This is a genomic window from Celeribacter sp. HF31, from assembly GCF_011806455.1.
In the GTDB taxonomy this organism is placed as follows: domain Bacteria; phylum Pseudomonadota; class Alphaproteobacteria; order Rhodobacterales; family Rhodobacteraceae; genus Celeribacter.
The window spans coordinates 363,326-375,475 of the sequence record NZ_JAATOT010000002.1 but is presented as its reverse complement, the minus strand read 5'-3'; the positions used below and the strand labels follow the sequence as shown (position 1 = coordinate 375,475).

The following is a 12,150-nucleotide window of genomic DNA, read 5'->3' as shown; positions in this document are numbered from 1 at the left end:
CACTTTGGCCGAGCCCTATGCGGTGATGGCCGCCAGTGTCTGTGCCGCCGAGAGCGATGAGGAAGCGGCCTATCTGCGCACATCGCCGCTTCAGGCCTTCGCCAATATCGACACCAACAACCGGGGTAAATTGCCGAAACCCTCGCTCGAAGCCGTGGCCGACATGCGCTATCCGGTGCGCGCACAGGTGGATCGCATGCTGAGCTGTGCCGCCGTCGGCGGACCTGAGACGCTTGCGGCGCAGATTGAAGCGGTGTTCACCCGGTATCAGCCCGATGAGCTGATGGTGACGGGGATGATCCATGACCAGACCGCGCGCCTCCGCTCCTTCGAGATCGCGGCGGAGGTGATGCGCGGGCTGGTCTGACGCGGTTCAGCCGTGGCGCCGAAAATGCAGGCGCAAGACCAGCACGTAGCCGATCACCATGACAGCCGCCAAAGCGAACCAGGTCAAAGCATAACTCAAATGCGAGTTGCGGAACCTCACCACGGTTTTACCGCCACGCGGCCAACCGCGCGGGTCGGTCAGGTCCTGGTCGACGAAATAGGGGGCGGCGTCCGTGTAGTCCTTGGCCTCGGTGATCGAGCCGATGTCGCGGCGATACCAATTGCCGCCTTCGGGGTCGTTGTCGCGCGAAAACAGCCAGCCTTTGTCCTCAGAGAGGCGCAAGAGGCCTGTGACGGAGGTCTCGCCTGTGATGCGGGTGAAGTCGCCCGCGAGGGCGCGCTCTTGCGGGACAACGCCGCGGTTGACCATGACGATGGTGCCGTCCGCGCGCTCCAGAGGGGTCAGAACCCAATAACCGGGGCCGAAATCCGACGGCGTGTAGATCAGAACCTCGTCGTCATTGAGGAAGGTGCCGGTCAGGGTGACGCGGGTGTATTCGTCTTTTTCTGCCGTAATCAAGGGCCAGTCAGACGGGCCGGGGGCCGGGACGGGATCGGCGGCCAGACGTGTGTCGACCCGTTCGATCAAGTCGAGTTTCCACGCCAAACGCTTGACCTGCCAGATGCCGAGGCTGGTGAAACCGGCCAGTCCAATGGCGGCGATCAGGGTGGCGAGGATCAGTTTGGCGGAGAAGAAACGGGCAGGGCGCATATCGGGTTCCTTCGGGCAACCGGAGCTTTAATGGCAAACCGGGGCCACGTGGGCCCCGGCGTTTGGTGTGGTCAGAGAGGCGGGATCAGCCCTGTTGGGACTGAAGGCTTTGCATCTCTTCGAGCATCTGCTCCATGTCATGCATCGGCATCATGTTCTCGTTCATGTTGTGCATGACCCAAAGCGAGCCTGCCAGAACGATCACAAGTATGATCACCGCCAAGAGGGTGGCCATGAAAGTGCTGCCCTCTTCGGATGTCGTGTTGAGGTGCAGGAAGAACACCAGATGCACGATGATCTGAACGGCGCCCAGGCCCATGATGATGCCGACCAGCGCGGTACGGCTCATCTCGACCTCGGCCATGACGAGGTAGAAGGGGATGATGGTCAGGATCGCAGCAAGCGCGAAGCCGATCATCAGCTGGCCCATGGTGCCGTGGCCATGACTGGCGTGATCGCCGTGATGGTCGTCGTGGTGGGAATGCGTATCGGCAGACATCAGATCAACCTCACGAGATAGACAAAGGAAAACACGCCGATCCAGATCAGATCGAGGAAGTGCCAGAACATCGACAGCGTGCCGAGGCGACGCATGTTGGCGGTGGTCAACCCGTGGGCCTTGATCTGCGTCAGAAGCGTCACGAGCCAGATGATGCCGCCCGTCACGTGCAACCCGTGGGTGCCCACGAGCGCGAAGAAGGACGACAGGAAGGCCGAGCGATCCGGACCCGCACCGATGTGGATCAGGTGACGGAACTCATAAAGCTCCATCGCGATGAAGCCCGCGCCCAGAAGGCCGGTGATCACCAGCCACATCATCGTGCCGTCGCGTTTGCCCTTGTCGGCCTGAAGCATGGCGAGGCCGAAGGTGATCGAGGAGAACAGCAGCAAAGCCGTCTCGATGGCGACGAACCCAGGCTCGAACAGATCCTTCGGCCCCGGCCCGCCCGCGAACCCGCCGCCCAAGACGGCATAGGTCGCGAAAAGCGCACCGAAGATGATGCAGTCGCTCATCAGGTAAATCCAGAACCCGATGGGCGTGGGGCTGTCGTGATGCACCTCGTGGTCTGCGATGCTCACGCTTGCAGTTTGGGAGTGGCTCATGCGGCGGCTCCTTTGGCTTCGGTTGCGGCGACTTCATCGACGGGGATGTAATAGTCGCGTTTGTAGTTGAAGGTATGGGCAATCCCGAGGCCGAGCATGCCGACGAAAGCCAGGATGGCGAGCCACCAGATGTACCAGACCATGGCAAAGCCGAAGGCCAGAGCCAGCGCCGAAATCATCACACCTGTGGCGGTGCCTTTGGGCATGTGGATCGGTTTGTAGTTCTCCTTGGGCCAAGTGAAACCTTGCTTTTTCATGGTCCAGAACGCCTCCCGCCCGGTGATCTGAAGATCGAAGGGGAAGTTATACGGCGCGGGCGGAGATTGCGTGGCCCATTCCAGCGTGCGCGCATCCCAGGGGTCATTGCCGACGCGGTTCTCGTTGCGATCGCGGATCGAGACGTAGAAGTTCACGAAGGTCGAAATGATGCCCAGAAGGATCAGCACGGCACCGAAGGCGGCGACGATGAAGTAGGGCTGCCAGGCGGCATCCGGGTAGGCGTTCATCCGGCGGGTGACGCCCATGAGACCCAGCGCGTAGAGCGGCATGAACGCAAAGTAGAAGCCCACGAACCAGAACCAGAAGGTGCGTTTGCCCCATTTGTCGTTGAGTTTGAAGCCGAAGGCTTTCGGCCACCAGTAGGAGACCGCCGCATAGACGGCAAAGACGACGCCGCCGATGATCACATTGTGGAAGTGCGCGATCAGGAACAGCGTGTTGTGCAGTTGGAAGTCCACGGGTGGCACGGCCAGAAGCACACCGGTCATCCCACCGATGGTGAAGGTGATGAGAAAGCCAATGGTCCAGTACATCGGAACTTCGAGGCGCACGCGGCCTTTGTACATGGTGAAGAGCCAGTTGAAGATTTTCACACCGGTCGGCACGGCGATGATCATCGTGGTGATGCCGAAGAAGGTGTTCACACTCGCGCCGGAGCCCATGGTGAAGAAGTGGTGCAACCACACCACGAAGGACAGCACCATGATGCAGGCCGTGGCCCAAACCATCGTCTTGTAGCCAAAGATCGGCTTGCCGGAAAAGGTCGAGACGATCTCGGAGAAGACGCCGAAGCAGGGGATGATCAGGATGTAGACTTCCGGGTGACCCCAGATCCAGATCAGGTTGATGTACATCATCGCATTCCCACCGAAGTCATTGGTGAAGAAGTGGAAATCCGCGTAACGGTCGAGCGTCAGAAGCGCCAGAGTGGCGGTCAGCACCGGGAAGGCCACGACGATCAGCACGTTGGTGATCAGCGCGGTCCAGGTGAAGATCGGCATGTCCATCAGCTTCATACCCGGCGCGCGCATTTTCAGGATCGTGGCGATCAGGTTGATGCCCGACAGCGTGGTGCCGATACCTGCGATCTGAAGCGCCCAGAGATAGTAGTCCATCCCCGGTCCGGTCGAATAATTCGCCCCCGACAGAGGCGGGAAGGCCAGCCAGCCAACGCGGGCGAATTCCCCCACGAAGAGCGAGATGTTGACCAGAAGCGCGCCTGCAACCGTCATCCAGAAGGAGAAGTTGTTGAGAAACGGAAAGGCCACATCGCGCGCGCCGATCTGCATCGGCATGACGTAGTTCATGATGCCGGTGACAAAGGCCATGGCGACAAAGAAGATCATGATCACGCCGTGGGCGGTGAAGACCTGATCAAAGTGGTGCGGCGGCAGATAGCCTGCGGCTTCGCCTGCGGCCATGGCTTGTTGCGCGCGCATCATGAGGGCGTCGGCAAAGCCGCGGATCATCATGATGAAGCCCAGGATCATATACATGATGCCGATTTTCTTGTGATCGACCGAGGTCACCCAGTCGCGCCACAAGGGGCCCCAAAGCTTGAAATAGGTCATCAGAGCCAGAACCACGAGCCCGCCCAAGGCCACGCCTGCGAAGGTCGCGACCAGGATCGGTTCGTGATAGGGAATCCAGTCCAGCGTCAGCCGGCCGAAGATGGGCGAAAAGGTTTCCGCCGGTTGTGCGTTAGCCATTTTTTGTGTCCTCCGTGACTGCGAAGTCAGGTCCGCAGATCGCAGCCGGGTCATTCCAGAAGGCCTCGTGCAGGGCCTTCACCTCAATTTCAGGCAGGTCGATGAGATTGCCAAAACCGTCGATGGTGCGGGCGCGGTCATAGCTATAGGCCGCCGCATTCGGGATGCCCGCAAGGCCGCCGCCGCCCATTTCGTCCTGCATCATCATCTGACCCATGCAGACTTTGCCCTCTTCGACACACATCTCGACGATGCGGTCGAACAACCCGTCTTCGACGGAGGCATAGTAGCGCACCGGCTCGTCGATGGTCGGTTTCTCAAGCTCCAGATAGCTTGCGCGATCCAGCGCTGCACCATCGGTTTTGCGCTCTTCGATCCAGGCGTTGAAATCCTCGTCGGACATCGCCAGCGTGTCGAAGGTCATGTGCGAAAAACCAGGCCCCGAGTAATGCGCAGAACGGCCCGGGAAGGTGCCGGTTTCATCCGCGATCAGGTGCAGTTTCGTCTCCATGCCGGTCATCGAATAGACCATGCCGCCCAGAGCCGGGATCGACAGGGTGTTCATCACGGTCGAGGAGGTCAGCGAGAAATTCACCGGACGGCCCGCAGGGATCGCCAGCTCATTGACCGACGCCACGCCGTACTCGGGGTAGATGAACAGCCATTTCCAATCGAGCGACACCGCTTCGACCTCGATCGGCGCGCCGGCTTCGAGGTGATCGAGCGGGCGGTAGGGGTCGAGTTTGTGGGTGTAGTCGTAGGTGAACCAACCGAGGGCGATGATGATCAGGATCGGCACCCCCCAGATCGCCACTTCGATCTTGTTGGAATGTTCGAAGGTCGGATCGTAATCGGAGGTATCCTCGCGATCGGCGCGGTATTTTAGGGGGAAATACACCGCCATGATCAGAACGGGGATGATGACGATGAGCATGAGAAGGGTCGAGATGATCAACAGATTGCGCTGTTGGTCCCCAACCCAGCCCTGTGGCGAGAGTACATGATACTGACACCCGGACAGCGCAAAAGCGCCGGCGAGGGCCAGCAGGAGGGTCCTGAGTCTAAGCAATGTGCGTGCCTTTATTGTTGTCCGGCAGTCCCGGCGGCTCTTATTGGTCGCCGACACGCCGACCATGAGTTTGTGACGCCGGGGCTACGCCTGTTAGCGCTGAGTCACAAGCGCGACGGATTGACGCACTGCAGCATCGCCCAAGTTTTTCTGAGAGTTTTCACAAGGATTTGACGAAAAATCACGCGTACGTGTGGCTGTTATGCCTTCCGCAATTCTTTGGCGCACAGGATTTTATCACATGCGTGATTTGGAATGTGAACATGCGGCTGTAAAGGTAAAATATTCACCTTTGTTGATGTGTGAGGTTTGGGTAGTGTATCGACGTCTTGCAAACCGCGAAGATGAATTGTGGGCAAGGCGGCAAAGCGTCTCTATTTCTCAGGCATCTTCGCCACCACATCATTGCGACAAGAGCCTGAGGCTGTCAGGTTAAGATATCGTTGGTCGCTGACAGTTCCCGTCTGGAAGTGGCTGCTTTGGTCTGCTCTGACAGAACGCCACCGCGAAACAGCACCAGTTTAAAACGCTCAGGTTCTGTTCAAAGACAGCCCTGCCGTATGGCAGGCCTAAAACCAAGCAATTTCACCAGAGTCGTCCTCGGAGAGCGCAAAAGGCGCATCGATATTGTCGAACAGTTTATGTGCCAGATGCCTGAGGCGAATGACTTCGCTGAGGGGATCGATTTGCACGGTGGCGGTTTCCGCTTGAGCCGCGAGATGCCCCATGACGCGTTGCAGATCGTCAATGGTCTGGTGCAGGCGGTCAATCGCTTGCAAGCTGCGTTGAACCGCCGGGGAAAGCGATTTGGCTTCGGCAAGCGTTGGTCCCAAAGCGATCTGAACCTCTGCCGCAAGGATTACGAGCGCGACCATTTCGTCCTGGATGCGTTTGTTCAAAGTCCCGAGCGGGATGACCGCGGGCGCATTTGTGCCGCTCTCTTGCGGGGCGTGTTCAGCAAAGGCCTTCATCAGAGTTTGCCCACGATTGCTTCGATCGCCCCGCGCAGCCCGGCTGGATCGAATGGCTTTTTCAGAAAGTTGTTCATCCCAAGGCGTTTGCCCATATCGATAATTTCTCGATCTGCCCGCCCCGTGATCAGGAGAAAGCCGACACCTCTCGTCTGACCGTTGGAGCGCAGAGCGTGCAACAGCTGCAAACCATCCATCCCCGGCATGTTGTAATCCGAAATCACGAGATGCACTGGATAGGCCGCCAATTTTTGAAGAGCGGACGGCCCGTCCGCCGCGCTGGCGACATTTCGGATGCCATATGAATCCAAAGCGTTGGTGATAAGTCCGCGGCTCGTCGACATATCATCAACGACCATGACACGGAGTTGATCTCTAAGTGCCATTAGACGGGTCCTTTATTTTCGTGCGCACCGATCGGTGCGGGTGGCGAGGTGGTTTGTTTGGTTTTGTAGGTTGTGACGCCCGCGCTTTCGAAAAGCGGTGTGACGCTTTCGTTGAGACGTTCCGAATGCCCGAGCAACAGCCAGCCCCCTGGTTCCAGGATGTTGGCGTAGCGTTTGTACAATCGGATCTGCGTCTCTTCATCGAAGTAGATGACGACATTTCGGCAGAAGATCGCGTCGAATTTCCCCTTCATCGGCCAGTCTGCATGGAGATTGAGCTGGCGGAAAGAGACCATGTTTCGGACGTTGGGGTTGACCGTCAGGGTCTCCTCGCCATCCTGATGGCTTTTCGTAAAAAAACTCGCAATCGTCTGATCTGTCAGCCCTGTTGTCAAAGAGCCGAAATATTGGCCGCTTTTGGCGCGGGCAAGCACTTCGGGGTCAATGTCCGTTGCGAGAATCTTCACGTCCTTCTGCGCCAGCTCTGGCGCGGATTTCAGAAGAGTCATGGCAATAGAATAAGGCTCCTGACCATTGGAACAACCGGCCGACCAAATCCGCACTTTTCCACCATTCGCCAGTTTTTGTTTGAGGTGGGGAAGGATGGTGCCCGCAAGGTACTCGAAGTGGTGGTTTTCCCGAAAGAAATGCGACACGTTCGTCGTCAGTGCAGAAATGAAGTTGTTCATCTCTGTCCGGTCTCCCGAAGCTTCCAGAAAATCAAGATAATCTTCGAAGCTGGACATTTTGAGTGCCCGGAGCCGTCTCGTCAGACGAGACTTGACCATGGAAACTTTTGACGCAGCCAAAACGATCCCGGCTTCACGCGCCGCTATCGCTGCAATGCGTGAAAAGGCTCGATCAGAGATTGCGTTGGCCATTTTGGGGCGGCCATCTATGGGAGACAGTTCGCTCAAGCGACCTCCTCGCCCTGCGGGGGCATAACGGCTTCAAGGTCCAGAATACGGATCATGCGACCATCCACGATCGTGAGGGCCGAGACGAAGGTTCTCGCTTCATCAGCCGCGAGATCTGGCGGGGGCTGCATCTCTTCAGAAGGAATGGCGAGAATGTCGGATACGGCATCCACCATCAGGCCAGCTGTGCGTTCCCCCAGATCAACCACGATGATGACATTGCGCTCCGTATCTTCACCTGTTTGCAGACCGAGACGGGCTGCGAGATCAATGATTGGAAGCACCGTGCCGCGAAGGTTGATGACGCCTTTGACGAAAAAGGGTGCATGCGGCAGGGAGGTGGCTTTCGCCGAGCCACGGATTTCTCGAACGGACATGATGTCCACGGAGTAATCCTGACCGCCAACGCGGAAGGACAAGAGTTCGATCGAAGTGGAATCGGTCTGTTTTTCGGTGTCAGTCATGATCTTATCCTACGAGTGCTTGTTGTGGCTGGCGGACCCGTGTCCGCCCCGAAGCCTGACCCACCAAATCGGTCGGATCGAGAATGAGGGCGATTTGCCCGTCGCCCAGAATGGTGGCCGCGGCAATGCCTGGGACACGTCCATAGCTGCCTTCCAGGCCTTTGATGACGACCTGGCGTTGATCTTCGATCGCATCGACGGCGAGAGCGGCCCGGTTCCCGTCTTCCTGACCGATCAGGAGGACGATGCCGCCGACGTAGCTGTCTTGCGGTTTGCGGTAGCCAAGCTCTGCGCCAAGATCGAGGAGGGGAACGAAGCCGCCCCGAATCTGAACGACGTGGGTTTCCGGTCCGAGGGCTTTCAGATCGTCATCGGTCAATGTGAGGGTCTCAAGGATGGCATTGAGCGGCACAACGAGGGTTTCATCGGCCACGCGAACCACCATCCCGTCCAGAACGGCAAGGGTCAGAGGCAGGGAGATCGAGAAGGTGGTGCCTTTGCCCTCATGCGAGGTGATGCTGATCCGACCGCCAAGAGCCTGGATCGAGCTTTTGACCACATCCATCCCAACGCCGCGACCGGACAGGTTGGAAATTTCGGCAGCCGTCGAAAAACCGGGCAAGAACAACAAGTTGTCGATGTCGCTGTCGCTCAGTTGCGCATCGGCAGGGATCAATTCCTTTTCGATGGCCTTTTGCTTGACGCGTTCGCGGTTGATACCTGCGCCATCGTCGCTGACTTCGATGACGATACGACCGGAGCGGTGTTGGGCGGTCAGCGTGACATGGCCTTCGCGGCTCTTGCCACTTTCAAGACGTTTCTCGGTACTTTCAAGCCCATGATCGACGGCGTTTCGGATCATGTGGGTGAGCGGATCAGCAAGCCGTTCGATGACGGTCTTATCGACTTCGGTGTTTTCACCATCCGTATAGAGACGCACTTCCTTGCCGACGGAAGCAGAAGATTCCCGAACAATGCGACCCATGCGCTGGAACAGGGATTTGATCGGCTGAGCGCGGATCATCATCACGGATTCCTGGATGTCACGGGTCAGTTGAAGGAACTCTTCGAGGCCTGTGGAGACCGGAGAGTTGGGGGGCAGGCCGGCTTCAGTCACGGATTGGCTCAACATGGCCTGATTGATGACCAGCTCGCCGACGAGGTTCACGAGACGGTCGATCCGTTCCAGATCGACGCGGACGGTGGCACGAGGTTGCGTCGGTGTGCCGGTGGCTTTGGCTGGAACGGAGGGCGCGGTTTTCTCGTCTTTCGGGGCTGCGTCTATCGTGTCGTCATCAGAGCCGACAGGGAGCTTTGCAACAGGTGCTGGTTTTGGAGTGGGCGCGGGGGCTGCTTCGGTCGACACTTGGGGCTTTTGAGGGGCTGCGAGTGGTGCCGCTTCGGGGGCTGCGATTTCGACAGCTTGCTCAACGACGAGCGCCGGTGCCGGAGCAGGAGCGACCATGGCGCCGCCGCCGGTGAGAGGTTTGATTTCCAGCACACAAAGTCCGTCGACGAACTCAAAGACTTCACGCACCGCTTGTTCAGCTTCTTCGGTGTGAACGGTCAGATTCCAGGACAGATGACCTGTGTCCGGATCGAGCTGATCGAGGTCCGGCAGGTCGCCACAGTGGCAGGTGACCGAAATGTCGCCAAGATCCCGCAGGGCGCGGAACAGGTAGAGGGGTTCATTGCCAGACGCATAGAGCGCGTTCTCTGGTTTGAAATGGACTGTGAAACCTTTCGCGGTGCTTTCCATAGCCGCTTCTGCGACAGGGGCAGGCATGTCTGCAGGCAGTTCCAGAGACGGCAGAGTGTCCTCCGACGGATCTGCGGCGGGCAGAGCGCTCAGGTCGGGGAGATCCGGCAAGTCCGGTAAGCCACCACCGTCGCCAAAATCCAACGACAGGGTTGCAGGTGTGAAGTCGAGGACTTCCTCCTCTTCCTCTTCGAGGCCCACGAGCTTGTCGAGCTTTTCGAGAACCGGGCCGGTGACCGCGTCATCGACCTGTTCGTCATCCCGTGCTGCTCGCACGAGGTCACCCAGGATGTCGGCACAGGCGAAGAAGAGGCGAATGGCTTCTCCATCGGGATGGAACCGACCGGCGCGGACCTCGTCCATGGCGGTTTCGAACCGATGCGCAAAACGGACCAGATCATCCAGCCCAAAGGCGCCGGCGCCGCCTTTGATCGAGTGCACGGCGCGGAACACGATATTGATCGTTTCCGGGTCTGTGTCGCCATCATCCATGAGTTGGAGGCCATCCTGGAGGCTTTCCAGGAGTTCCTCGCATTCAATGAAGAAGGAGGCGCGGATTTCTGCCATCGGGTCGGACATAGTAAACCTCTTAACCAGCCACCATTTGCAGGGCTTTTACGAGTTTTGCCGGGTCGAACGGCTTGACGATCCAGCCGGTGGCACCGGCGGCGCGGGCTTTGGTCTTGAGCTCATCGGCGCTTTCGGTGGTCAGCACGAGAATGGGAATGCGGCTCCATTTCGACTCGGCACGCACTGCATCGATGAACCCGAAACCATCCATGCGCGGCATGTTGATGTCGGTGATGATGACGTCGGGTTCGATGTCTTCGAGGACTTCAAGGCCATGCACGCCGTCTTCGGCGAGATGGGCGGTGAAGCCGGCAGAAGAAAGAGCAAGATTGAGCATATCGCGCATGGTGCGGCTGTCATCGACAGCGAGAACTTCCAGGCTCATGTCCAAGCCTCCGTTTGGGTCAGGGTTTCAGGAGAAAAGCCAAAGAGGCTCAGAATATCGACGCAGCCATCGGAGGCATTCGTCACGCGGGTTTGTTTGCCCTGTGCGGTCCGTTGTTTGACGGTCGCAAGGATCACTTGCAGAGGGAGCGTGCCGAGGTGGCGCACGTTTCCTGCATCAATCACCAGCTCGTCATCGGTGATGGTCTTCAGTTCTTCCATGAGGGGCATCACGGACTGATAATCGAGCCGGTCGTGGAGTTGCACATGCGTTGTCATGTCCGTACTCCGAAATTTCGGCAGGGGTGAGGCATCTCAATATTTCCTTACATCTGCGGTCTCTCGAACTCTGTGTAAGGGGCAGGGAGTTAAAACGAGGTTACGTCGATCAAATTTTATTCGAGGCAAAAGAAAACGCCCCCGCCGAGGTGGCGGAGGCGCATTTGTTTCGCTTTTAGAATGTCTTACGGGTAGGTGTGATGCATGTGAGAGGCGCAACCGGTCAGCGCCGCATAGTCGTCTTCGATCACGGAAACCGAAAAATTCTTCATGAAACCGGCAAATCGGCCTTTGTCGCGGAAGGCCTCGTCAAAGCCGAAACGGTCGAGATAGGGCGCGATATGGCGCGCCACGCCGCCCACCAGATAGACCCCGCCGAAGGGCAGTTGCACCAGAGACAGGTTGCCCACGACAGTGCCGAGGATCTTGACGAAGAGCTGGGCTGCCGCCGTCGCGCGCGGATCGTCCTCCGCTTCGACCGAGGCCATGATCTCGGCGGCGGATTTCTCAAACGCGTCGCCCGCTTCGGTGCCCAAGAACAGGTAAACGCGCTCAAGGCCACGGCCGGAAAGCACATCTTCGACCGCCGGAAAGCCATGCGCGGTCTCGACGAACTGACAAAGCGCCAACTCATGTTCATTGCGGATCGGCAGGTTGGCGTGGCCGCATTCGGAGGGCGCCACGAGACGGCCCGCGCCGGTCTCGAAGACAGGCGCTGCATTGAACCCGGTGCCGATGCCGACCACGAGGCGCACGGCCTGGGGCGAGGCCTCAGGCCCGGTGATGATCGGGCGGATGTTGTCGGAACTGACAAGGCCCAAAGCATGGCCCTGGGCCTGAAGATCGTTGAGGATCGCCACATGTTCGGCCTGACAGGCGCGGCGCAGCGTGTCCTTGTCGATGGTCCAGTCGAGATTGGTCATCGTGCCGACGCCGTCGCGCACCGGACCCGCCACGGCAACACAGGCGCCTTTGCAATCCACATCGCCTTCTTCCGCGATATATTGCCGGAGCACGGTTTCGAGACCCGGAAACTTGCGGTTGGAATAGCGCCGGATCGTGTCGGGCAGGAGCGTCACCCCATCGGCCAGCGCCACGCGGGTGTTGGTCCCGCCGATGTCGGCCAGAAGGGTGAGGGTGTCTGCGGGGTGTTTGGGCAT

General features: G+C 58.7%; 14 protein-coding genes. 1 reads left to right on the top strand and 13 read right to left on the bottom strand.

Going from position 1 to position 12,150, the window contains the following annotated elements; genetic code table 11:
- Positions 1-4: 4 nt before the first annotated feature.
- Positions 5-367 carry a hypothetical protein gene (locus tag HCZ23_RS05255; protein ID WP_167600649.1) on the top strand — a complete coding sequence of 121 codons (363 nt, stop codon included), beginning with the start codon at positions 5-7 and terminating at the stop codon, positions 365-367.
- A 6-nt stretch (positions 368-373) separates the two neighbouring features.
- On the opposite strand, the gene HCZ23_RS05250 is transcribed toward HCZ23_RS05255, so the two are convergent.
- From HCZ23_RS05250 to HCZ23_RS05190, 13 genes are all read right to left on the bottom strand, one after another.
- The gene (locus HCZ23_RS05250) at positions 374-1,099 is read right to left on the bottom strand and encodes an SURF1 family protein (RefSeq protein ID WP_167600648.1); all 726 of its coding nucleotides are present in this window, start codon (positions 1,097-1,099) and stop codon (positions 374-376) included.
- 85 nt (positions 1,100-1,184) lie between these two features.
- Positions 1,185-1,598 (bottom strand): cytochrome o ubiquinol oxidase subunit IV, encoded by a 414-nt coding sequence (cyoD, locus tag HCZ23_RS05245; RefSeq protein ID WP_167600647.1) that lies wholly within the window; start codon positions 1,596-1,598, stop codon positions 1,185-1,187.
- Positions 1,598-2,203, bottom strand: a complete 606-nt coding sequence (gene cyoC, locus HCZ23_RS05240) for a cytochrome o ubiquinol oxidase subunit III (protein ID WP_167600646.1) — start codon at positions 2,201-2,203, stop codon at positions 1,598-1,600. The genes cyoD and cyoC overlap by 1 nt, the downstream gene beginning before the upstream one ends.
- Positions 2,200-4,191, bottom strand: a complete 1,992-nt coding sequence (cyoB, locus tag HCZ23_RS05235) for a cytochrome o ubiquinol oxidase subunit I (protein WP_167600645.1) — start codon at positions 4,189-4,191, stop codon at positions 2,200-2,202. Before cyoB ends, cyoC begins: the two co-directional genes overlap by 4 nt.
- Entirely contained in the window at positions 4,184-5,260 is a 1,077-nt protein-coding gene (gene cyoA / locus HCZ23_RS05230; protein ID WP_254869937.1) for a ubiquinol oxidase subunit II, read from the bottom strand. Before cyoA ends, cyoB begins: the two co-directional genes overlap by 8 nt.
- Before the next feature lie 569 nt (positions 5,261-5,829).
- The gene (locus tag HCZ23_RS05225) at positions 5,830-6,231 is read right to left on the bottom strand and encodes a hypothetical protein (protein WP_167600643.1); all 402 of its coding nucleotides are present in this window, start codon (positions 6,229-6,231) and stop codon (positions 5,830-5,832) included.
- Positions 6,231-6,617 (bottom strand): response regulator, encoded by a 387-nt coding sequence (locus HCZ23_RS05220; RefSeq protein WP_167600642.1) that lies wholly within the window; start codon positions 6,615-6,617, stop codon positions 6,231-6,233. The genes HCZ23_RS05225 and HCZ23_RS05220 overlap by 1 nt, the downstream gene beginning before the upstream one ends.
- Positions 6,617-7,534, bottom strand: a complete 918-nt coding sequence (locus tag HCZ23_RS05215; protein ID WP_167600641.1) for a protein-glutamate O-methyltransferase CheR — start codon at positions 7,532-7,534, stop codon at positions 6,617-6,619. Before HCZ23_RS05215 ends, HCZ23_RS05220 begins: the two co-directional genes overlap by 1 nt.
- Complete coding sequence (locus HCZ23_RS05210; RefSeq protein WP_167600640.1) at positions 7,531-7,998, bottom strand: chemotaxis protein CheW; 468 nt, start codon at positions 7,996-7,998, stop codon at positions 7,531-7,533. The genes HCZ23_RS05215 and HCZ23_RS05210 overlap by 4 nt, the downstream gene beginning before the upstream one ends.
- Positions 7,999-8,002: 4 nt before the next feature.
- Positions 8,003-10,336: a chemotaxis protein CheA gene (locus HCZ23_RS05205; protein WP_167600639.1), complete on the bottom strand. Its 2,334-nt coding sequence runs from the start codon at positions 10,334-10,336 to the stop codon at positions 8,003-8,005.
- 10 nt (positions 10,337-10,346) lie between these two features.
- Positions 10,347-10,712, bottom strand: a complete 366-nt coding sequence (locus HCZ23_RS05200; protein WP_167600638.1) for a response regulator — start codon at positions 10,710-10,712, stop codon at positions 10,347-10,349.
- Positions 10,709-10,990, bottom strand: a complete 282-nt coding sequence (locus HCZ23_RS05195; RefSeq protein ID WP_167600637.1) for an STAS domain-containing protein — start codon at positions 10,988-10,990, stop codon at positions 10,709-10,711. The genes HCZ23_RS05200 and HCZ23_RS05195 overlap by 4 nt, the downstream gene beginning before the upstream one ends.
- Before the next feature lie 185 nt (positions 10,991-11,175).
- Positions 11,176-12,150 carry a glucokinase gene (locus HCZ23_RS05190; protein ID WP_167600636.1) on the bottom strand — a complete coding sequence of 325 codons (975 nt, stop codon included), beginning with the start codon at positions 12,148-12,150 and terminating at the stop codon, positions 11,176-11,178.